We start from the raw sequence: 21,643 nt of genomic DNA on the forward strand, positions 1-21,643 counted from the left end.
CCGTGAGTGACAGGAAGGATAGAGAATTCAGGATTCGCCGGATCTTTCAGAAAACTAGACAAAACTTCTGTACTAGTTAAACTGTCTTACCCGACAATTCCTCAAGTCTCAGCCCTTCGAGCTTGATGGCAACGGACGCTTAATAAAACAACAAGCGCTAAACAAAATCAAAAACGACAAAGGAGCCAAAGCCGAACTCTCCTTTTCGAGAGTTCTGCACTTTGACTCCAGCGCAATAAATGCGCTCTAAAAAGCTGAAATTACTTGATTTCAGCTTCTGCGCCGGCTTCAACCAATTTCTTGGCTGCTGCATCAGCGTCGGCTTTCGAAATGCCTTCTTTAACTGGCTTCGGTGCGCCGTCAACCAGGTCTTTAGCTTCTTTCAAGCCCAGGCCGGTGATTTCGCGAACTGCCTTAATTACGCCAACCTTGTTAGCGCCGATGCCCTTGAGGACAACGGTGAACTCGGTTTGCTCTTCAACTGCAGCAGCTGCGCCGCCGCCTGCGCCGCCGGCAACTGCAACTGCAGCTGCGGAAACGCCGAACTTCTCTTCAAATGCCTTTACCAGGTCATTCAATTCCAAAACGGTCAGGGCGCCAACTGCGTCCAGGATTGCGTCTTTGTCAAGTGCCATGTGAAACTCCTAATTTTTACAATGAATACATCTGATTGGTATTAACGCCAAGAAAGCGCCAGGAAACTGCAATTAAGCAGCTTCGGCTTCTTTCTTTGCTGCCAGAGCAGCCAAACCACGCACGAATCCAGACAACGGAGCCTGCATCATGCCCACAACTTGGGCCAGCAGAACTTCGCGGCTTGGAATGTTTGCCAACGCTTGCACAGCCGCTTTATCAAGCGGCTTGCCAGCGAAGTTACCTGCCTTGACGACCAGTTTGTCGTTGGTTTTTGCAAAATCATTGATGACTTTTGCAGCAGCAACGGCGTCCTCGGAGATCGAATAGATCAGCGGGCCGGTCATTTGCGAGGCGAGGTCGGCAAACGCGGTACCTTCAACGGCGCGACGTGCCAGTGTATTTTTCAATACACGCAAGTACACACCCTGGGTACGCGCATTAGCGCGCAGTTGGGTCAAGTGACCAACCTGGATGCCACGATATTCGGCCACGACGATGGTCTGTGCATTTGCTACTTTTGCAGAGACTTCGGCGACTACGGCCTTTTTGTCATTCAGATTGAGACTCAAGATCAACCTCCAAAAATGATGCTCGGCCATTACACAGCCGCAAGTGGCTGCTTGCCTCACATCGGTTCGAACACGGCGTCCGAAGTTAGGAGTTCAGAACTAGCGCATGATTAAAAAACACGCAGCGATGAGACTACAAAACTTGTTCGGGTACACCATCTGCGTTGGGTTGCTTGCGCGATTTAACTTTGTGCCGCAGTTGATAACCACCTGCTGCACGCCGCCCAACGGTCTTTGATTGCCTGGACCTGCATCGTTACCGCCAATACAGGCCCAGCCCAAAGATTCGCCCGGTTGCGCATCGCGCAGCCGGGACTTTATTCTCAATCAGTTGGGGACAGAGTACGGCTACGCTTAACTCTGTCCCGCAATACTTATATTAAGCTTACGCAGCCAGTGTCGTTTGATCGACACGAACGCCGGCACCCATTGTCGAAGACAAGGAGATCTTGCGCAGGTATACACCCTTGCTGGTGGCTGGCTTTGCTTTGCTCAATGCGTCGATCAGTGCCAACAGGTTGGACTTCAGCTCTGCATCGCTAAACGATTTGCGGCCGATGGTTGCGTGGACGATACCGGCTTTGTCGGTACGGTATTGCACTTGACCGGCTTTTGCGTTCTTGACGGCAGTTGCAACGTCAGCAGTCACGGTGCCAACCTTCGGATTCGGCATCAGGCCGCGTGGTCCCAGGATCTGGCCCAGGGTACCGACGATACGCATGGTATCCGGCGATGCGATCACGATGTCGAAAGGCATGTTGCCGGCTTTGATCTGCTCAGCCAGGTCTTCCATGCCAACGATGTCGGCGCCGGCAGCTTTAGCTTGTTCGGCTTTTTCGCCGGAAGCAAATACTGCAACGCGAACGGTCTTGCCGGTGCCGGCTGGCAGCACGACGGAACCGCGAACCACTTGGTCCGATTTCTTTGCATCAACGCCCAGCTGGACGGATACGTCGATCGATTCGTTGAATTTTGCAGTAGCGCATTCCTTGATCAACGCAACTGCGTTGTCAAACGGATATACCTTGGTGCGATCAACTTTAGCCTTGATCGCTTTTGCGCGTTTAGTTAACTTAGCCATTACAGACCCTCCACCGTGATGCCCATCGAACGAGCAGAACCGGCGATAGTACGTACGCCAGCTTCCAGATCAGCACCAGTCAAATCGGGCTTTTTCAAGGTAGCGATTTCTTCTGCTTGCTTGCGGGTGATCGAACCAACCTTGTCGGTGTGCGGCTTGGCCGAACCCTTGGTGATGCCGGCGGCCTTCTTGATCAGGATCGTTGCCGGAGGAGTCTTCATCACGAAAGTGAAGGACTTGTCGGCGAACGCTGTGATCACGACAGGAATTGGCAGACCTGGCTCAACACCTTGGGTCTGGGCATTGAATGCCTTGCAGAATTCCATGATGTTCAGACCGCGCTGACCCAATGCCGGGCCGATTGGTGGGGATGGGTTTGCTTTACCAGCTGGCACTTGCAGCTTGATAAAACCAATGATTTTCTTTGCCATGATGGCTCCTAAGTGTTGTGAGTATTAGCGCCTGTTCGATCTTGCGACCTAATAGGGCTCCTCTTACTGCTCCGGATTCCACGAGGTTTAGTTCATGACGCTCCGAACGGCGCTTGAAAATTCTGTTCTGCCCAGCTGAAATTCAGCTCAGACCTTTTCGACCTTGTCGAACTCCAGCTCAACCGGCGTGGCGCGGCCGAAGATGGTGACGGTCACGCGCACGCGCGATTTTTCGTAGTTCACTTCTTCGACATTGCCGTTGAAGTCGGTGAAAGCACCTTCCTTGATGCGCACCAGCTCGCCGACTTCATATAAGACCTTAGGCCGCGGCTTCTCGATGCCGTCTTGCATCTGCTGCATGATCTTGTCGACTTCGTGCTGCGGAATCGGGGTAGGCTTGTTCGATTTGCCGCCGATGAAACCGGTTACCTTGTTCGTGTTCTTCACCAGATGCCAGGTTTCGTCGGTCATTTCCATCTCGACCAGGACGTAGCCCGGGAAGAAACGACGTTCGGTAACGGCTTTCTGGCCATTCTTGACTTCAATCACTTCTTCAGTCGGCACCAGGATCTGGCCGAACTGTTCCTGCATTCCAGCGCGGTCGATCCGCTCGGTCAGCGCGCGTTGCACGCTCTTTTCCATACCGGAATAAGCATGCACGACATACCAGCGCTTTTTACCCACAACCGCGCCCGCAGCCGCCGAAGGCGTTGCTGCAGGCGGCGTGCCTTGCGCGTCGTCTTGTGTGCTATCGCTCATTATTGTTTCCAGCCCAAAATCACGTCGTATAACAAAACCTCGAGGAGCTTATCGATGCCCCACAGGAAAATAGCCATTACCAGCACAAATGCAAAAACGATGGCAGTGATCTGCATCGCTTCCTTGCGGGTCGGCCAAACAACTTTTTTTGTCTCACGCACGGCTTCTTTGGCGAAACCGAGGAATTCACGGCCTTGCGTGGATGTCCAGGCGAAGGCGATTGCCACCACCAAGCCGGCAACCAGGGCGCCTGCGCGCACCAGGCCAGACTGGCCCGACAAAAAATAAAAGCCGACAACGCCGGCAACGACAGCCAAAACTGCCAGAATTACTTTGAGCTTGCTGCCGGATTCGCCGACAGTTTGCACAGGGTGGTTAGACATACGCGGTTTACTTTCAGTACCCTACACCTGAATCGGTGGCAGGGGCGGAGGGCATCGAACCCCCAACCTCCGGTTTTGGAGACCGGCGCTCTGCCAATTGAGCTACACCCCTACGCTTAAAACACTTTATCTGGATGGCTTGGCCAGCAACCCGCTTTCACAAGTACGCATACCATTCAGACATCAACGCCGCGAAGCGGGAATTTCCCGGGTCGCGGCGATTACAGCTTTTCTTCTTTTAGTCAGCCAGGATCTTGGCGACAACACCTGCACCAACGGTACGGCCACCTTCGCGGATCGCGAAACGCAGGCCTTCTTCCATCGCGATCGGGTTGATCAGCATTACTGTGATCGACACGTTATCGCCAGGCATCACCATTTCTTTGTCCTTTGGCAACTCGATCGAACCAGTCACGTCCGTTGTACGGAAGTAGAACTGTGGACGATAGTTGTTGAAGAACGGTGTATGACGGCCGCCTTCGTCTTTCGACAGAACATAGATCTCGCCTGTGAAATGCTTGTGCGGCTTGATCGAACCTGGCTTGGCCAGCACTTGGCCCCGCTCTACGTCTTCACGCTTGGTGCCGCGCAGCAGAACGCCAACGTTGTCGCCCGCTTGACCTTGGTCCAGCAGCTTGCGGAACATTTCAACGCCAGTACATGTCGTCTTTTGTGTGTCGCGGATGCCGATGATTTCCAGCTCTTCGCCAACTTTCACAATACCGCGCTCAACACGGCCAGTCACAACAGTACCGCGGCCCGAGATCGAGAACACGTCTTCCACTGGCAGCAGGAATGTACCGTCAACAGCACGTTCCGGTGTCGGGATGTAGGTGTCCAGCGCTTCTGCCAGAGCCATGATCGCTTGCTCGCCCAGAGGACCAGTGTCGCCTTCCAGCGCCAGTTTCGCCGAACCCTTGATGATTGGCAGGTCGTCGCCTGGGAATTCGTACTTGGTCAGCAGTTCGCGCACTTCCATTTCGACCAGCTCGAGCAACTCTTCGTCGTCGACCATGTCAGCCTTGTTCAGGAACACGATGATGTATGGCACGCCAACTTGACGCGACAACAGGATGTGCTCACGGGTCTGTGGCATCGGGCCGTCAGCTGCCGAGCAAACCAGGATCGCACCGTCCATCTGTGCCGCGCCGGTGATCATGTTCTTCACATAGTCAGCATGGCCTGGGCAGTCAACGTGGGCGTAGTGGCGGTTGGCAGTTTCGTATTCAACGTGCGCTGTGTTGATCGTGATGCCGCGCGCTTTTTCTTCTGGCGCCGCGTCAATCTGATCGTATGCTTTGGCTTCGCCGCCAAACTTCTTCGACAATACTGTCGCGATCGCTGCTGTCAGCGTGGTCTTGCCGTGGTCGACGTGGCCGATAGTGCCAACGTTGACGTGCGGCTTGGTCCGCTCAAACTTGCCTTTTGCCATCTTAGACTCCTAAAGATTTGATGAGAATGTCCAGGCCCGCGCCCGACCGTCTTACAGATTGAATTCGACAGACATCGAATCAGAAACTTGCGAATCAAAAATTTGATATCCAGCTTTTACTGCGCTTGCCGTGCCCTATGCGGACACCAGCAACAAACCAATTCTGGTGCCCTTGACGTGGATCGAACACGTGGCCTCTCCCTTACCAAGGGAGTGCTCTACCACTGAGCTACAAGGGCTATGCTGTACGCGTGCTTCTTGACTACAACACGCCCAACTTAATGTTCCTGCAAAAAACTACTGGAGCGGGTGAAGGGAATCGAACCCTCGTCATAAGCTTGGAAGGCTTCAGCTCTACCATTGAGCTACACCCGCAAATTACCGAATTTTCACTTCACCGCTACAATTTTGTACCTGTTGCTACTTCCCTAAATGGTGGAGAGGGCTGGATTCGAACCAGCGTACTCGTAAGAGGGCAGATTTACAGTCTGCTGCCATTAACCACTCGGCCACCTCTCCGCAGGGAACCCCAGATTATAGTAAAGCACCCCTAGAGTGTCAACCATGGAAACCGATTTCTTCTAAATATTTCTTAGTTTTTTCAGTTTCACCGTCGGACTGCTGCCGGGCCTGGCCGGAATCGGGAAAAAGCGCAAAAAACGCTTCACCGGCCAAGGGGCGAGATAATATCAGAAACGCGTCTCGCGTGCAGCTCTTAGAAAGCCATCGAGTATCGGCGTGCAATCGAGCAATTGCGGACCGCCGGCGCGGTGGAATTCCGGATGCCATTGCAAACCCATGACAAAGGCTGCCTTGCGGTAACGTATCGCCTCGACAATATTGTCGCTGCCCGAGATCGCCTCCACCGTCAGGTCGCGCCCCAGGTCGCGTACCGCCTGGTGATGGATGGAGTTGACCACCCATTCGTTCTGCTCGCTGCCTTGGCTGTTGAACAACGTTGCCAACGAGGAACCATGAGGAAACTGGATCGCATGGTGCAGGCGGTCGTATTCGTCGTTCACGTGCTTGATCGAGGTCGGGACATCGGTAGCGATGTCCTGGTACAAGGTGCCGCCAAAGGCCACATTGATCAGCTGGCAGCCGCGGCATATCCCCAGCACCGGTTTGCCGGCTTCGATAAACTCGTGCAGCAGTTCCAGTTCGTACATATCGCGCACGCGGTCGCCGCCCCATTCCGGCCGGGTCGCGGCTTGCGCGTAACTCTGCGGCGAGACGTCGGCGCCGCCCTGCAGCACCAGGCCGTCCAGGTGCTTGGCATAGTCGCGCAGCCGGATTGAGCTAGGATGGACCAAGCCATTGGTGTTGACGGTAGGAATCATGAACACCAGCACATTGCGCGACATGACCCATTGCGCAATCGACTCCTCCAGGTATTGCAAGGTGCGTCCGCGCAAGCCTTTGGCGCCCTCTTCCGGATGAAATATCCGCGCTGAAATGCCGATCTTCAGGGTCCGCTGCATCATGCGGCGGCCGGCCTTGTCGGACAGCGCGCGGAAGCGCGCGGCGATCAGCTTCCAGGTTTGCGGCCATGGCGCGCTGTAGTCATTGACCGGATCGGCTGCCTTGGGCGGGGCACTGGCCGCGGCAGGCTTGGCTTCAGCGTGCGGTTCGGCCTTGGCCGGCTCGGCGGCAACGGGTTCTGGAGCTGCGGCAGGCTTGGCCTCGGCGGCCGTTGCAGGAGCCGCGGCTGGAACCGCATCGGGAACCGAGGGGACGGAATCTTTAGATTGAGAGTCGGACATATATGTCAGAAATTATCAGAAATAAAAAAATTGGGGGAAGTGCTGCTAGCATGTCCGCTGTAAGCAAAAAGAATGCCCTGACCGCGGACGAGGACCATTTATGTAGTGCCAAAGTATAGACTTGATATCTTGTGTGAACATTGTTTTCCATATCAGTTCATCCCCAGTTACCCATTTTTACCATTTCGTCCGAAACGCACCCTGCCCGCCCATGACCAAGCCACCGCAAATCCTGATCCTGTATGCGCACCCGACGCCGCACCACTCGCGCGTCAACCGCCGCCTGGCGCAGGTTGCCGCCAAAGTGCCCAACGTACAGGTACACGACCTGTATGAGCTGTATCCCGATTTCCATATCCCGGTGCGGCGCGAGCAGGCGCTGCTGGCACAAGCCGACCTGATCGTGTTCCAGCATCCGGTCCAGTGGTATAGCATGCCGGCGCTGCTGAAACAGTGGGTCGATTCGGTCCTCACCCCCGGCTGGGCCTATGGCCCGGGCGGCGACGCCTTGCACGGCAAGGATTTCTGGCTGGTCGCCACCACCGGCGGCTCGGTGCGCTCTTACCAGGCGGAAGGCCATAACCTGTTCCCGTTCTCGGCATTCCTGCCGCCGTACCAGCAGACCGCGCAGCTGTGCGGCATGCGCTGGCTGCCGCCGCACCTGCTGTTCGGCGCGCACCAGATCAACCAGCAAACCCTGGCCGCGCACATCGAGGCCTACCGGAAACGGCTTGCGAACTACCCGAACTGGCCGGAATTGCTGGCAACCGATCCATCGATACCGCTCACAGGCAGCTAAACACCATGGAACAGAATCTCTTATTCAACGGCTTGATCTACCTGGCGGCGGCAGTCGCCGCCGTGCCGATCGCCAAGCGCCTGGGCCTGGGCGCGGTGCTGGGCTACCTGCTGGCCGGCATGGCGATCGGTCCCTGGGGCCTGCGCCTTATCGACAATGTCGAAGACATCCTGCATTTCTCTGAATTCGGCGTGGTGCTGCTGCTGTTCATGATCGGCCTGGAACTCGAACCCAAGCGGCTATGGTCGCTGCGGCGTTCGATTTTCGGCTGGGGCGCGGCCCAGGTGGTGACGGTTTCGCTGGCGCTGTTCGGCGCCGCCGTAGCCGCCGGGGTCGACTGGAAAACCGCGTTGATCGCCGCGCTCGGCATGTCGCTGTCGTCCACCGCGATCGCCCTGGCTACCATCAACGAACGCAAGATCAACAGCACACCTGCCGGCCGCGCCGGCTTTGCGATCCTGCTGTTCCAGGACATCGCCGCCATTCCCATGATTGCCATCGTGCCGCTGCTCGGCGTCGCCGCCGCTCACGGCAGCGGCGAAGGATGGATTGGCGGCCTCAAGGTGGTGGCGGTGATCGCTACGCTGATCGTCGGCGGCCGTTACCTGGTGCGGCCCTTGATGCGCATGATTGCCCGCACCGGACTGCGTGAAATATTCACTGCTTTTGCGCTGCTGCTGGTGATAGCGATCGGCCTGCTGATGGAATCGGTCGGCATGTCGATGGCGCTGGGCAGCTTCCTGGCCGGCGTGCTGCTGGCCGATTCCGAATACCGGCATGCGCTGGAAACCGACCTGGAGCCGTTCAAGGGCTTGCTGCTGGGACTGTTCTTCATCGCTGTCGGCATGTCGGTCGATTTCGGCCTGCTGCTCAGCCAGCCCTGGCTGATCCTGGGCTTGGTGGCCGGTTTCCTGGCGATCAAGCTGGCGGTCCTGTACCTGCTCAGCAAGGTGTTCCAGATCGCCCGCGCCCAGCAGTTCCTGTTTGCGGCGCTGCTGTCGCAAGGCGGCGAATTCGCTTTCGTGGTGTTCGGCGCCGCCGCCACCGCCCGCGTGTTTTCCCAGGAAACTTCGTCGATCCTGGTGGTGGTGGTGGCGCTGTCGATGGTGACCACGCCGCTGCTGCTGGTGGCCTATGACAAACTCATCGCACCGTATTTCCTGAATGCGATGAAGCGTCCCGACGACGAAATCGACGACAATGAAAACCCGGTGATCATCGCCGGCTTCGGCCGCTTCGGCCAGATCATCGGCCGTCTGCTGCATGCCAACAAGATCGGCCTGACCGTGCTCGACCACGATCCTGACCAGATCGACCTGCTGCGCAAATTCGGCTTCAAGGTATTCTATGGCGACGCCACCCGCATGGACCTGATGCACGCCGCCGGCATCGCCAAGGCGCGGCTGCTGGTGGTGGCGCTGGACGACATCGAAGGCAGCCTGAAGCTGGTGGCGGCGGTACGCCATGTATTTCCCGACCTGCCGATCATCGCGCGGGCGCGCAACGTTTCGCACTATTTCGACTTGATGGACCTGGGCGTGACCGTCATCGAGCGCGAGACTTTTGAATCGGCCCTGCAGCTCGGACGGCAGGCCTTGCGCACGATGGGTTTCGGCGCCTACCGGGCGCGCCAGGCAGCGATGAAATTCCGCGCCCACAACCTGCAAACCCTGCACGATATGTACCCGCACCAGAAAAACCAGCAGGAAATCGTCTCGATCGCCAAGAAAGCGCGCGAGGAACTGGAAGAAATGTTTGCGCACGACCGCATCTTGCGCGAAGACATGCCCGCCAGCGGCTGGGACGATGAAGTACTGCCGCTGGATGAAACCACACAGGAGCCGACATGATCAAGATCTATCACAACCCGCGCTGCTCGAAATCGCGCGAAGCCTTGGCCCTCGCCGAGCAATACAGCAATGAGCACCAGCTCAAGCTGGAAGTCGTCGATTACCAGAAAACGCCGCTGACCCTGGCGCAGCTGAAAACCCTGCACAAGCAGCTGGGCGGCCCGGTCAGCGCCATGGTGCGCGACAACGAAGCCGAATATGCGGCGCTCAACCTGGCCCAGGCCGACGACGCCACACTGCTGCAAGCGCTCGCCGCCCATCCGAAACTGTTGCAGCGGCCAGTCGTGACTTACCAGGACCGCGCAATGATCGCGCGGCCGCCCGGCGTATTCAACGAATTGATGGACACCTGACTAGAGCAGCCGCACTAGCAGGAACAACACCGTCGACAGCAGGATGGTCGAGGCAAACGGCAAGGAAAATTTTTTGCCGAACAGGGTAAACCGCAAGTCGCCGGGCAAGCGGCCGAGCCCGAGCTTTTCCAGCCAGGGCAAGGCGCTGGAGAACACGATGACGGCGATGAAGATCACCAGCATCCAGCGGATCATGCGGCGCTTTCAGGTCGCATGGTCATAGCCGGTGGCTGCGGTCATGGGTAGCAAAACGTTCCGGCAATCCGGCGTGGATGCCGACCGCCAGGACCTTGAACAACTCGCCCATCTCGGCCGGCGACACCAGCTTTTGCAAGGCGTTGGCTTGCGGCAGATAAGCCAACGCATCCTCAGGCGATGTGCGCAGCAGCAACTTGCCGATGCCGGCTTCCAGCAAGAAAGCCGCCTGGCTGCTGTAGCCCAGCAAATCCAGCCCGCTATCAAGAGCCGCCACCGCCATCGCCGTGAAATCGACGTGGGCGGTGACATCCTGCAAACCCGGCATGTAAAACGGATCGGGATGGGCGTGGTGCCGGTAATGGCACATCAATGTACCCTGGTCGCGCTGCTGCAGATAATATTCCGCGGCCGGGAAACCATAGTCGAAAAATAGCGCGACCCCGCCCTGCCCCGCCTTCAGCATGCTGCCCAGCGAATGCATGAATCCGATCGCCACCGGATGCACTTCGGTCAGGTGGCCGACCGTCAGCGACTCGGCATCGGGAATCTGCGCGACCAGGGCCGGCCCGGCCGGACGGTCAATGTAGACAAATTGGCCATCCTCGCCGTCGACGCCGGTTTCAGCCAGGCCAACCCCGCGCTGCAGCCAGCCTTGCTCACCGCGCAACACCAGTTCTACCGGCATCGCATCCAGCACTTCGTTGCCGATCACTACCCCGGAAAACGCCTCGGGCAAACGATCCAGCCATTGCACTTGCGGAAACGCCCGCAGTTTCAGCTGCTGGCGCGCCCGCAATTCGGCCGATAATTCGACGATGTAATACGCTTGCAACGGATCGGCGCCATCGCCGCCGGCGGCCAGCTCGGTCAGGATGTCGTGGGCCAGTTGCCCGCTGCCGGCGCCGAATTCCAGGATCCGTGGCCGCAGCGCTGGCGAAGAAAGCAGCAATTCTGTTGTCAAATGGGCCAAAGTCGCGCCAAAAAGCGGCGTAATCTCGGGCGCGGTTGTAAAATCACCGTCTTTGCCCAATTTTGCCGCGCCGCCGCTGTAATACCCGAGGTCGGGCGCGTACAGCAGCAGTTCCATATAACGCGCGAATGAAATCCAGCCATGCTGCCGGCGGATTTCAGTGGCGATCAGATTGTGTAACAGGCGCGATGCGCGCTGTGCTTCGACCGAAGCTTCGGGTAATTGCAGTTGCATGGCGCTATTGTAGAAGATATCGTCCAGGCGAAAGCAAGCAACGCCGATGAAACCGTGCAAAACAGGGGAAATAAGACCCGGCCATGCCGCCCCAAGGAACCCTGCCCAGCAATAATGACTAGTTAACCATGCTTACCACGCCGATCCGATCCGTAGCCCTTGTCACCGACGCCGCCAGTCCGGTCGGCCGCGCCGTTGCGCTGGCGCTGGCGCGGCAGGGCTGGGACCTGGCGCTGCATTACCAGGATGACGCCGCGCCGGCGGCGCTGTCGGCGCTGCTGCCGGATTGCCAGGCGCTGGGAGCGCAGGCGATGACGATCCGGTGCACGTTGAGCAAGGAAACCGAGATCCATGCGCTGCTGCCAAGCGTGGCGGCAGAACTCGGCAACGTCCGCTGCATCGTCAACAACGCCAGCCACGTGGAACAGGACAGCCCCGCCGGTTTTTCCGCGGCGGTCCTGGAACGCCACATGCAAAGCAACCTGGCCGCGCCGCTGCTGCTGGCGCAAGCGCTGCATGCGGCGACGCTCAAGAGCGGCGGCGCGCAGGCGGTGGTCATCAACCTGCTGGACCAGAAGCTGTTCAACCCGCAGCCCGATTTCCTGTCGTATACGCTGTCCAAGGCGGCGCTGCATAGCGCCACTGCCTTGCTGGCGCAGGCTTTTGCGCCGCAGTTGCGGGTGGTCGCGATAGCGCCTTCGCTGGCCGCGACCGGAGGCTCGTCGAAGCCACCTGCGACTTTAGAAGACATTGCGGCGACCGTCTGTTTCGTCGCCGCCTCCTCCGCCATTACCGGCAGCACGCTGCTGGTCGATGGCGGCCAACATTTGTATCCTCACCCACGGGACCACGCTGCGGCTCACAGCCAGCAGTCCCACCCTCACTGAAAACACCATGCCCTCCGCACTCATCCATCCCGACCTTAGCGATTGCCGCCGCCTGTTCCTGCGCGACTACGAAGTGCAGATCAATATCGGCGTCTACGAATTTGAAAAAAAAGGCGAGCAGCGCGCGCTGATCAATGTCGACCTGTTTGTACCGCTGGCCCTGTCGACGCCCAGCAAAGACCATATGGATGAGGTGCTGGATTACAATTTCATGCGCAACACCGTGGCCAAGCGCATGGCGCAAGGCCATATCCATTTGCAGGAAACCTTGTGCGACGACCTCGCCAACGCCTTGCTGCAGCATCCGAAAGTGCGCGCAGTGCGGGTCTCCTCGGAAAAACCCGATGCCTATTCCGACTGCCACTCGGTGGGCGTCGAGGTATTCCGGATCAAACCGAAAGCCTGAGCGCGCAATCATCATGAATGACCTATTGAAGCAGGAAGTCCTTATGCAAGACCCCATCACAGCCGTGGCGCCGGCCGACGCCGCAGCCAACGTTCCCGGCAACCGCAGCGTGGAGAAAATCGCGCACGAAAACAACAAGCTGCACAAGCGCCTGTGCCGCCAGGTCGGCCAGGCGATCGGCGATTTCAACATGATCGAAGACGGCGACAAGGTAATGGTCTGCCTGTCCGGCGGCAAGGACAGCTACGCCCTGCTGGATATCCTGATGACCTTGCGCGAACGGGCGCCGATCAATTTCGAGATCGTCGCGGTGAACCTGGACCAGAAGCAGCCGAATTTCCCGGACCACATCCTGCCGGCCTACCTGGACAAGCTGGGAGTCGCCTACCATATCGAAAACCAGGATACCTACAGCATCGTCAAGCGCCTGATCCCGGAAGGCAAGACCACCTGCTCGCTGTGCTCGCGCCTGCGGCGCGGCATCCTGTACCGGGTCGCCACCGAACTGGGCGCGACCAAGGTCGCCCTCGGCCACCACCGCGACGACATCATGGAAACCTTCTTCCTGAACATGTTCTTCGGCGGCAAGCTGAAGAGCATGCCGGCCAAGCTGCAATCGGACGACGGCAAGCAAATCGTGATCCGGCCGCTGGCCTACGTCAAGGAAGCCGACCTCAGCCGCTATGCCGAGGTCAAGCAGTTCCCCATCATCCCTTGCGACCTGTGCGGCAGCCAGGAAAACCTGCAGCGCAAGCAGATCAAGGGCATGCTGCGCGAATGGGAAAAGAAATTCCCGGGCCGGGTGGAAAACATTTTCTCCTCGCTGTCGACGGTAGCGCCATCGCACCTGATGGACCGCAACCTGTTCGGCTTTGCCGACCTGAAAGCCAGCGGCATCGCCGATCCCAACGGCGATATCGCGTTTGACGACGATCCTTGCTCGACGCCGACAACCTTCGCCAGCGTCATTCCGTTGCGGCCGGCAGACTAATCCATCGATTTCCCCGCCCGGCTATATAATCAAAGCGGACCAGCGGCGACCAGTACAACCAGCTGAGCAGATTCAGCGAAACTGCGCCGCCTGGCCGGCAACTTATCAGGAGACGCGCAATGGCAGGGTCCTATGTACTCAAGAAGTCGGTGGATGGACAGTTCTATTTCCTGCTCTACTCCAGCAACGGCGAAGTCGTGCTGAACAGTGAAATGTACGTCGCCAAGGCATCCGCCGAGAACGGCATCGCCTCGGTCCAGAGCAACAGCACCCAGGACGACCGCTACAGCCGCAACCAGGCTTCCAACGGCAAGTTCTATTTCAACCTGAAAGCCGCCAATCACCAGGTCATCGGCAGCAGCCAGATGTACAGCACCACCAGCGCCCGCGACGCCGGCATCGACGCGGTCAAGAAAAACGGTCCCAGCACCGACGTCAAGGACGAAGCCTGAACGGGCGGCCCGGATAGCCAGCAAATTGCAAGTATTTGTAAGCCCTGTATTCGTTCCGTACGGCAAGTCGTTTAATACCCAGGATCTTTTTCTGGGAGATATAAATGAACCGTCGTCGTTTTCAACGTTATCTTGTATTGTCAGCCGTGGCAGCCGCCACCGTATCCCTGGCAGGCTGCGTGGTCGAACCGCCGCGCACCCGCGTCGAGTACCGCGAAGTCAAAGTAGTGCAAGCGCCGCCGGCGCCGCTGGAGGAAGTGGCGCCGCCGGCACCCTACCCGGATTCTTACTGGATCGCCGGCCACTGGAAGTGGGAAAACAACCGCTACGCCTGGAATAACGGCCACTGGGAACAGTCGCGCCAGAACATGGTTTACCAGCATGCCTATTGGGCCAACGAAGGCGGCCAGTGGGTATTCCATGGCGGTCGCTGGGTAGCGATCAACAATACCTATAGCGCGCCGCCGGTCGTGATCAATGTCGCCCCGCCGCCGCCTCGGATTGAAGTCATGACACCGGCGCCTAGCCCCAACCATGTCTGGATCGGCGGCTACTGGCGCTGGAACAACGGCCGCCACGACTGGGTCAACGGCCATTGGGAAGCGCGCCGCGACGGTTATTTCTGGGCCCCGGGACATTGGGTCCGCAACGGCAACAGCTGGGCTTTCTCGGGCGGATTCTGGCAACGCTATTAATCCCGGCCTTTGAGCGACACTGTCAACAGGACATCGCCTCAACGCTGCAGACGCGGTGTTGAGGCGATTTTTCTTGTCGCCGCAACAACCTGGCCACTCCCATCACATTGTCATGCAGGCAGCGTCGGCGCTGAATTTCCGGTTGCCGCGCGTGATAAAATTTGCCACCTATTCTTTCTCTGTCCACTATGAACGTTGTCATTCTCGCTGCCGGCATGGGCAAGCGCATGCAGTCCGCGCTACCGAAAGTATTGCACCCGCTGGCGGGCAAACCGCTGCTGTCGCACGTGATCAAAGCGGCGCGCACCCTGTCGCCAACCACCATGTGCATCATCTACGGCCATGGCGGCGACGCCGTGCCGAGTTCGCTGGCAGCCGCCGACCTGGTCTTCGTCAGGCAGGAGCCGCAGCTGGGCACCGGCCATGCGGTGGCGCAAGCCGCCGCGCAGCTGGATGACGCCGTGCCTACGCTGGTGCTGTACGGCGACGTGCCGCTGATCGCCAGCAGCACGCTGCAACGGCTGGTCGACAGCGCCGGCAACGACAAGCTGGCGGTGCTGACGGTAGACCTGCCGGATCCGACCGGCTACGGCCGCATCGTGCGCGAGCACGGCAAGATCGTCAGCATCGTCGAGCAAAAAGACGCGACGCCGGAGCAGCGGGCAATCCGCGAATGCAATACCGGCATCATGGTCGCGCCTACCGTGCAGCTCAAGAAATGGCTGGCCGGCCTGTCCAACAATAATGCGCAAGGCGAGTACTACCTGACCGATATCGTCGCCAGCGCCGTCGCCGACGGCACGCCGGTGGTATCGGCCCAGCCGGCGGCCGTAGCCGAAACGCTGGGCGTCAACAGCAAGCTGCAGCTGGCCGAACTGGAACGCATCCACCAGCGCGCCATCGCCGAGCGCTTGCTGGAACAGGGCGTCACGCTGCTCGATCCGGCCCGGCTGGACGTGCGCGGCACGCTGGATTGCGGCCGCGACGTCAGCATCGATGTCGGCTGTGTCTTCGAAGGCGAAGTCAGCATAGAAGACGGCGCAACCGTCGGCGCCTATTGCATCGTCAAGAATGCCCGCATCGGCCGCGGCGCCAGCATCAAACCCTTCAGCCACATCGAAGACGCGGTGGTCGGCGCCGCTTCCCAGATCGGTCCCTATGCGCGCCTGCGTCCTGGCACCGAGCTAGGCGAAGACGTCCATATCGGCAATTTCGTCGAAGTGAAAAACAGCCAGGTCGCCGCCCACAGCAAAGCCAACCACTTGGCCTACATCGGCGACGCCACGGTAGGATCGCGCGTCAATATCGGCGCCGGCACCATCACTTGCAACTACGACGGCGCCAACAAATCGCGCACCATCATCGAAGACGACGCTTTCATCGGCAGCGACACTCAGCTGGTGGCGCCGGTGCGCGTCGGCAAAGGCGCCACGCTGGGCGCCGGCACCACGCTGACCAAGGACGCGCCGGAAGGCAAGCTGACCATCTCTCGCGCGCGCCAGATCACCATCGACGGCTGGCAACGGCCGGTCAAGCTGAAGAAATAAACGAGATGAATAAACGCCGGTTTCGACCGGCGTTTTTTTATACCGCGAGCCGCGTATCGAACTTGCTGCGGTGAATCGAGAAATACGTACGCACGTTGCGCACATTCTTTTGCGCGGCAAACAGCTGGTGCGCCAGCGCATGGTAGGCCGCCATGTCAGCCACCTGCATCACCAGCACAAAATCCGGCCCCGGCGACACCCGGTAGCATTGCAGCAGCGCCGGTTCGCTTGCCGCCAGTGCTTCAAATTCCTGCAAGCGTTCAGCAGCCTGGTTATCGAGCGTGACTTCGACAATCGCGGTCAGGCCGGCGCCGACCTTGTCCGGCGCCACGATCGCCACCTGGCGCAGGATGATGCCGGCATCGGTCAGGCGCTTGACGCGCCGCAGGCAGGTCGGCGCCGACGCATGCACCAGCTGTGCCAGCTGATGGTTGGTTTGGGCGGCGTCAACCTGCAAGGCATTCAAAATCCGCTTGTCCAGTTCGTCCAGAACGATATCCATAACAATATGCAGTTCATTAAATAAATCTAAGTATAAATGAAATAATATTTCACACCGTTTATATGATGAAATATTTACCCATATATAGCTAAATTTTGGAATCTAATTTCATAAATGTTAGCTTAAGATTCATTCATTCACCCAATCACCGAGGAAAGCCATGTGCGGTATCGTCGCAGCAGTTGCCCAGATTAATGTCACACCCATCCTGCTGGAAGGATTGAAGCGGCTCGAATACCGCGGTTACGACTCTTGCGGCGTCGCCTTGCACATGGATGGAAAATTGCAGCGTTCGCGCAGCACATCACGCGTGGCCGACCTGGAATTCCAGGTCGAGAAAGCCAGCCTGTCGGGTTTCACCGGCATCGCGCACACGCGCTGGGCAACCCACGGCGCGCCGGCCACCCACAATGCCCACCCGCATTTCTCGCGCGACCGCATCGCCCTGGTCCACAACGGCATCATCGAAAACCACGACGAACTGCGCGCCGAACTGCAAGCCGCCGGTTATCACTTCGAAAGCCAGACCGACACCGAGGTCATCGCCCACCTGGTCGAGCACATGTATAACGGCGACCTGTTCGCCACCGTGCAGCAGGCCGTGAAACGCCTGGCCGGCGCCTATGCGATCGCCGTGTTCTGCGTCGACGAACCGCATCGCGTAGTCGCCGCCCGCCAGGGTTCGCCATTGATCGTCGGCATCGGCAAAGGCCAGAACTTCGTCGCCTCCGACGCCATGGCGCTGGCCGGCACCACCGACCAGATCATTTACCTGGAAGAAGGCGACGTGGTCGACCTGCAGCTGCAGCGCGTCTGGATCGTCGACGCCGCCGGCAAAGCGGTGGAACGCGAAGTCAAGACCGTGCATGCCTACAGCAGCGCGGTTGAGCTGGGCCCGTACCAGCACTACATGCAAAAGGAAATTTTCGAACAGCCGCGCGCGATCGCCAGCACCCTCGAAGGCGTCACCGCCATCATGCCGGAACTGTTCGGCGATGGCGCATTCAAAGTGTTCAAGCAGATCGATTCGGTCCTGATCCTGGCCTGCGGCACCAGCTATTACGCCGGTCTGACTGCAAAATACTGGATCGAATCGATCGCCAAGATCCCGGTCAACGTCGAAATCGCCAGCGAATACCGCTACCGAGACAGCGTGCCGAACCCAAATTCGCTAGTGGTCACCATCACCCAAAGCGGCGAAACCGCCGACACCCTGGCCGCGCTCAAGCACGCCCGCGCCCTGGGCATGCAACATACGCTGACCATCTGCAACGTCGCCACCAGCGCCATGGTGCGCGAATGCGCGCTGGCCTACATCACCCGCGCCGGCGTCGAAGTCGGCGTCGCCTCGACCAAGGCCTTCACCACCCAGCTGGTCGCACTATTCCTGCTGACCCTGGCGCTGGCGCAGAGCAAAGGCCGACTCAGCGACGAAGCAGAAGCCGCCCACCTGAAAGCGGTGCGCCACCTGCCTGCAGCGCTGCAAAGCGTGCTGGCGCTGGAGCCGCACATCGTAGCCTGGGCCGAAGCCTTCGCCCGCAAGGAAAACGCCCTGTTCCTGGGCCGCGGCATCCACTATCCGATCGCGCTGGAAGGCGCGCTGAAGCTCAAGGAAATCACCTACATCCACGCCGAAGCCTACGCCGCCGGCGAACTCAAGCACGGCCCGCTGGCGCTGGTGACAGAGGAAATGCCGGTGGTGACCGTGGCGCCGAACGACACGCTGATCGAGAAACTCAAATCGAACATGCAGGAAGTGCGCGCCCGCGGCGGCCAGCTTTACGTTTTTGCCGATGCCGATTCGCATATCAGGTCGAGCGATGGCGTGCACGTGATCCGGCTGCCGGAAAACTATGGCGTGTTGTCACCGATCCTGCATGTGGTGCCGCTGCAGCTGCTGGCGTATCACACGGCGCTGGCGCGGGGGACGGATGTGGATAAGCCGCGTAACCTGGCCAAGTCGGTTACTGTCGAATAGGCGAAAATAAGTTTGCCGTTCGTATTCCTTACAATTAAAGTCGAAAACAAGACATTAAAGTCGAAAACATCGATACGCGCTTTTCGGCGACGTATATCTCGCTGCATCTGTGAGGTGGTGACCGGTTTCAATACGACGTTATGTCGTGGATAGATACGCGCCATTCATAGCAAAGCATGCTATCTGTCAGCAGTAGCCAGTCGAGCAATACCGACAAAGGTCTGCTCCAGACTACTTGCGATCACGGGGCTTCGATGTGACTTCAAACAGTCCTATAAAAAGGCGCTCCTCCTCTATCTTGGAACGAAGAGCGGCTTAGACGAGTAGACCGGTCGGGGCCAGAAATTTCTCAACGAACGGCTGGTTTTCATAAACCTGGCAGGCGGCTCACGACCCATAACGGTCATGCGGGTTTCTCTATAAGGGACATTCAATGTGACATTACGTGCCCGAACTTACCTTTTTATGCAAAACTCTTCTCGGGTAAAAGAATAAACATGACATACCAGGAGAAGAAAAATGCTCATTCTAAAAAAACGAAGCGCACATGTCTTTGCAGGGCTTGTTGCCGGTTTCTTTTGTTCAACAGCAATTGCCCTTGATTTGAATTTAGGTTTTGATGTCGGCATAGATAAAAAGACTCGCGCGCTAATTCAGCAAATGCCTGCCGAGGTGCGTGTGCAAATTGAAAAGCTATTGGTCGATGCTCAACCACTCATTGATCAGAGTGTTCTCCTATACTTAAATAGAATAGATCAAATATTGGCGGATCGGCTTAGTCAGGTGCAATGTGTCGCCGACGGTGTTACCAAGACTGCCATTGAAGAACTTATTGCCAAATTGAAACCTTGGAAAGATGGGCCCACTGTCGTGGGTGATTTGGCTAAAAGTGTTGAGCACTATCCTGACAAGGTGAAGAGGAAGTTCACTCCAGAACAGTACCGCATAACGTATGCGGATTTACTTAACAATGCGCATACCGTGGCATGCGCAGTAAAAGACACTCCGATTGCAGAGCAAGAGGTAATGAAGATTAGATTTGATCTAACTACTAGAATACGACCATGGGTACGATTGGAAGATGAGTCCTGCGCTGACGCACATAGTTGTTTGCAATTGATGAAAGGTCGAGTTGGTAAAGATCTCTCTCTAGCCGATATTCGCGACTCGTCAGAACCCAAAAAAAGACTCGATGAAATTGAAATTCCTAAGCAGTCATGGGGAAATTTTAATCCGCTACCCTATGAAATAAATTTAAGAGAAGTCTATGAGATTTCTGATGAAGTAAAAATAAAAACAGAATTGCGAAAATTCAGGGGAACGGAAGCAATGAACAATGCTACAAAGATTGCCGAAAATCTTGATTCTATTTTAAAGGCAGCACAACAGATCGGAAATAATAAACAGGCTCTCGAATCTGCGATTGAAACATTAGTTCAGCACAAGAACGATAAAATATCAGTAGAAAAAACGGTATCAAATGCAATGGACATATTGCCCTCTCTTGCAAGCGATGGAAAGATTTTGAACGCAAGAATCCACTCTTTAGATGCGAATATTGATCCTATAATTGCAACGCTTCGGGTTAGGATCGTTTCACTGGACAAGCCTCCCGGTCCGTTTGTAGGTTGTAGTGGTGGTGGTGGTGGTGGTGGTAAGGCTGGCCATTGCAATCCATATTAATTCTTTGAATATATTCTGAACATTGCCGGCAGGTAAGCCAAAGTGTCGCTCAATCAAGATTTTTTCTATGAAATATTTTGCCAAAAACGGCGCAAAAAAAACCCGCGCGAGCGGGCTTCTTTTCTGTTCATGGATCCGCTTCTGGCCGTTTTGAGCCGGTCGCGACAGATCGATTTCGACCCCAAGCTGCCGTTCGGCAAGTCGGGAAGCGGTCGTTCAATGCCCCACTCACCGGAATTTTGGGAGCGAAGCGAGTAAAATTTCCGTGTGCAGTGGATTGTTATGCATTGTTCTGTAAATACCAAACAGAATTTAAATAAGCTCTCTTTTTTACCCCAGATGAGCAAATGCCTGCTTCCTGCAGAAATACTGAACTGACAGGCATACTCATCCCAACATAGAAAAAGCGACTAATAATATCTTCTTCACAATTTGTGGATCCTCGCCACGAGCGAGCTGTGACGATGCATTACTTAGTTGTGCATCGATATAGGTGGCTGCAAACTCTGATGACATGTCTGCAGAAAACTCACCTTTGGTCTTTGAGAGCTCCACCCAATTCTTGTAAGCAGTTAATGCCTGCTCCTGAATGAAATCGAGTTGTGCTCGTGTTGCTTCGCCCAAATGCATTCGTGATTCGCGCATTTTTATCAAAAGACATCCCTTTGGAGCCTCTTGATTATCACTAACTGAGGTGGCAAATGACACTAGGTTATCAAGTGTCTCTCGAAACGGAGTTTCGCTGTTTAACATATGCTGTACAGGATTTAGCACCTGTTCCTGATACTTAAGAATTACAGCTTTCATCAAGCCATCTTCATTCAAAAATTCACGATAAAGACCTGGCTTCGATATATCACATCTTCTGCAAATTTCATTAAGGGATAAGTTGCCTATGTCCTCTTTCCAATAGGCATCCATTGCTACATCCAAAACGTGATCACGGTCTAGGGTCTTAGGCCGTCCCCTTGATGGTTTGGTTGGATTTAAACTCATTTTTATACCGCCTGGTATTTTAATTTGACACGCAATGCATTGCCACTT

Annotated in this window: 24 protein-coding genes and 4 tRNA genes; 12 read left to right on the top strand and 16 right to left on the bottom strand. The window is 57.0% G+C overall.

Translation table 11 applies throughout. From position 1 onward, the window contains the following. Window positions 1-260: 260 nt before the first annotated feature. The 12 genes from rplL to V8G57_RS08035 form a co-directional block, all read right to left on the bottom strand. On the bottom strand, window positions 261-635 hold the full coding sequence (rplL, locus tag V8G57_RS07980) for a 50S ribosomal protein L7/L12 (RefSeq protein WP_092402173.1): 375 nt from the start codon (window positions 633-635) through the stop codon (window positions 261-263). 72 nt (window positions 636-707) lie between these two features. Further along, the gene (gene rplJ / locus V8G57_RS07985) at window positions 708-1,205 is read right to left on the bottom strand and encodes a 50S ribosomal protein L10 (RefSeq protein WP_092402182.1); all 498 of its coding nucleotides are present in this window, start codon (window positions 1,203-1,205) and stop codon (window positions 708-710) included. 385 nt (window positions 1,206-1,590) lie between these two features. After that, window positions 1,591-2,286: a 50S ribosomal protein L1 gene (gene rplA, locus V8G57_RS07990; RefSeq protein ID WP_092402176.1), complete on the bottom strand. Its 696-nt coding sequence runs from the start codon at window positions 2,284-2,286 to the stop codon at window positions 1,591-1,593. After that, window positions 2,286-2,717, bottom strand: a complete 432-nt coding sequence (rplK, locus tag V8G57_RS07995) for a 50S ribosomal protein L11 (protein ID WP_038484621.1) — start codon at window positions 2,715-2,717, stop codon at window positions 2,286-2,288. Before rplK ends, rplA begins: the two co-directional genes overlap by 1 nt. 147 nt (window positions 2,718-2,864) lie before the next feature. Then, window positions 2,865-3,476, bottom strand: coding sequence for a transcription termination/antitermination protein NusG (gene nusG, locus V8G57_RS08000; RefSeq protein WP_092402179.1), 612 nt, complete (start codon window positions 3,474-3,476; stop codon window positions 2,865-2,867). Continuing rightward, a complete protein-coding gene (secE, locus tag V8G57_RS08005) occupies window positions 3,476-3,859 on the bottom strand; it encodes a preprotein translocase subunit SecE (RefSeq protein WP_014004380.1) in 384 nt (127 codons plus the stop codon). Before secE ends, nusG begins: the two co-directional genes overlap by 1 nt. Before the next feature lie 36 nt (window positions 3,860-3,895). Continuing rightward, window positions 3,896-3,971, bottom strand: a tRNA-Trp gene (locus tag V8G57_RS08010). 126 nt (window positions 3,972-4,097) lie between these two features. Beyond that, window positions 4,098-5,291, bottom strand: a complete 1,194-nt coding sequence (gene tuf, locus V8G57_RS08015) for an elongation factor Tu (RefSeq protein WP_342828898.1) — start codon at window positions 5,289-5,291, stop codon at window positions 4,098-4,100. A gap of 164 nt (window positions 5,292-5,455) precedes the next feature. Continuing rightward, window positions 5,456-5,530 (bottom strand) — tRNA-Thr (locus tag V8G57_RS08020). A 62-nt stretch (window positions 5,531-5,592) separates the two neighbouring features. Beyond that, window positions 5,593-5,666 (bottom strand) — tRNA-Gly (locus V8G57_RS08025). Window positions 5,667-5,724: 58 nt separating this feature from the next. Next, window positions 5,725-5,810 (bottom strand) — tRNA-Tyr (locus tag V8G57_RS08030). Between the two features lie 170 nt (window positions 5,811-5,980). Then, complete coding sequence (locus V8G57_RS08035; RefSeq protein WP_342828904.1) at window positions 5,981-7,054, bottom strand: gamma-glutamyl-gamma-aminobutyrate hydrolase family protein; 1,074 nt, start codon at window positions 7,052-7,054, stop codon at window positions 5,981-5,983. 211 nt (window positions 7,055-7,265) lie between these two features. Between V8G57_RS08035 and kefF the strand changes: the two genes are divergently transcribed. Genes kefF through arsC form a run of 3 tightly spaced genes read left to right on the top strand, consistent with a single transcriptional unit; the run spans window position 7,266 to window position 10,056 of the window. Beyond that, the gene (gene kefF / locus V8G57_RS08040) at window positions 7,266-7,853 is read left to right on the top strand and encodes a glutathione-regulated potassium-efflux system oxidoreductase KefF (protein ID WP_342828906.1); all 588 of its coding nucleotides are present in this window, start codon (window positions 7,266-7,268) and stop codon (window positions 7,851-7,853) included. Between the two features lie 5 nt (window positions 7,854-7,858). After that, window positions 7,859-9,703 carry a glutathione-regulated potassium-efflux system protein KefC gene (gene kefC, locus V8G57_RS08045; protein WP_342828908.1) on the top strand — a complete coding sequence of 615 codons (1,845 nt, stop codon included), beginning with the start codon at window positions 7,859-7,861 and terminating at the stop codon, window positions 9,701-9,703. After that, window positions 9,700-10,056 (top strand): arsenate reductase (glutaredoxin), encoded by a 357-nt coding sequence (arsC, locus tag V8G57_RS08050; protein WP_342828909.1) that lies wholly within the window; start codon window positions 9,700-9,702, stop codon window positions 10,054-10,056. Before kefC ends, arsC begins: the two co-directional genes overlap by 4 nt. Here arsC and V8G57_RS08055 read toward each other — a convergent pair whose 3' ends face one another. Further along, window positions 10,057-10,251 (bottom strand): DUF2905 domain-containing protein, encoded by a 195-nt coding sequence (locus V8G57_RS08055; RefSeq protein WP_092394394.1) that lies wholly within the window; start codon window positions 10,249-10,251, stop codon window positions 10,057-10,059. A gap of 22 nt (window positions 10,252-10,273) precedes the next feature. Next, entirely contained in the window at window positions 10,274-11,458 is a 1,185-nt protein-coding gene (locus tag V8G57_RS08060; protein WP_342828910.1) for a class I SAM-dependent methyltransferase, read from the bottom strand. 128 nt (window positions 11,459-11,586) lie between these two features. Here V8G57_RS08060 and V8G57_RS08065 point away from each other — a divergent pair, with 128 nt between their 5' ends. From V8G57_RS08065 to glmU, 6 genes are all read left to right on the top strand, one after another. Beyond that, on the top strand, window positions 11,587-12,345 hold the full coding sequence (locus V8G57_RS08065; protein WP_342828911.1) for an SDR family oxidoreductase: 759 nt from the start codon (window positions 11,587-11,589) through the stop codon (window positions 12,343-12,345). A 7-nt stretch (window positions 12,346-12,352) separates the two neighbouring features. Next, the gene (locus V8G57_RS08070) at window positions 12,353-12,751 is read left to right on the top strand and encodes a dihydroneopterin aldolase (RefSeq protein ID WP_144737926.1); all 399 of its coding nucleotides are present in this window, start codon (window positions 12,353-12,355) and stop codon (window positions 12,749-12,751) included. Window positions 12,752-12,794: 43 nt separating this feature from the next. Beyond that, complete coding sequence (ttcA, locus tag V8G57_RS08075) at window positions 12,795-13,742, top strand: tRNA 2-thiocytidine(32) synthetase TtcA (RefSeq protein ID WP_425458248.1); 948 nt, start codon at window positions 12,795-12,797, stop codon at window positions 13,740-13,742. A 119-nt stretch (window positions 13,743-13,861) separates the two neighbouring features. Then, complete coding sequence (locus V8G57_RS08080) at window positions 13,862-14,194, top strand: YegP family protein (protein ID WP_092394382.1); 333 nt, start codon at window positions 13,862-13,864, stop codon at window positions 14,192-14,194. Window positions 14,195-14,298: 104 nt separating this feature from the next. After that, entirely contained in the window at window positions 14,299-14,889 is a 591-nt protein-coding gene (locus V8G57_RS08085) for a YXWGXW repeat-containing protein (RefSeq protein ID WP_092394379.1), read from the top strand. Between the two features lie 188 nt (window positions 14,890-15,077). Then, window positions 15,078-16,436, top strand: coding sequence for a bifunctional UDP-N-acetylglucosamine diphosphorylase/glucosamine-1-phosphate N-acetyltransferase GlmU (glmU, locus tag V8G57_RS08090; protein ID WP_342828915.1), 1,359 nt, complete (start codon window positions 15,078-15,080; stop codon window positions 16,434-16,436). A gap of 37 nt (window positions 16,437-16,473) precedes the next feature. Here glmU and V8G57_RS08095 read toward each other — a convergent pair whose 3' ends face one another. Further along, entirely contained in the window at window positions 16,474-16,938 is a 465-nt protein-coding gene (locus V8G57_RS08095) for an Lrp/AsnC family transcriptional regulator (protein WP_342828916.1), read from the bottom strand. Window positions 16,939-17,098: 160 nt separating this feature from the next. Here V8G57_RS08095 and glmS point away from each other — a divergent pair, with 160 nt between their 5' ends. The 3 genes from glmS to V8G57_RS08110 all read left to right on the top strand — a co-directional run bounded on the left by glmS (window position 17,099) and on the right by V8G57_RS08110 (window position 20,857). Next, window positions 17,099-18,916, top strand: coding sequence for a glutamine--fructose-6-phosphate transaminase (isomerizing) (glmS, locus tag V8G57_RS08100; protein WP_342828918.1), 1,818 nt, complete (start codon window positions 17,099-17,101; stop codon window positions 18,914-18,916). Window positions 18,917-19,435: 519 nt separating this feature from the next. Continuing rightward, window positions 19,436-20,599 carry a hypothetical protein gene (locus V8G57_RS08105; RefSeq protein WP_342828919.1) on the top strand — a complete coding sequence of 388 codons (1,164 nt, stop codon included), beginning with the start codon at window positions 19,436-19,438 and terminating at the stop codon, window positions 20,597-20,599. A 42-nt stretch (window positions 20,600-20,641) separates the two neighbouring features. Further along, window positions 20,642-20,857 carry a hypothetical protein gene (locus V8G57_RS08110; protein ID WP_342828920.1) on the top strand — a complete coding sequence of 72 codons (216 nt, stop codon included), beginning with the start codon at window positions 20,642-20,644 and terminating at the stop codon, window positions 20,855-20,857. Window positions 20,858-20,986: 129 nt separating this feature from the next. Here V8G57_RS08110 and V8G57_RS08115 read toward each other — a convergent pair whose 3' ends face one another. Continuing rightward, a complete protein-coding gene (locus V8G57_RS08115; protein WP_342828921.1) occupies window positions 20,987-21,595 on the bottom strand; it encodes a TetR/AcrR family transcriptional regulator in 609 nt (202 codons plus the stop codon). Window positions 21,596-21,643: the final 48 nt, after the last annotated feature.

Source organism: Collimonas rhizosphaerae (genome assembly GCF_038896935.1).
Lineage (GTDB): Bacteria > Pseudomonadota > Gammaproteobacteria > Burkholderiales > Burkholderiaceae_D > Collimonas > Collimonas rhizosphaerae.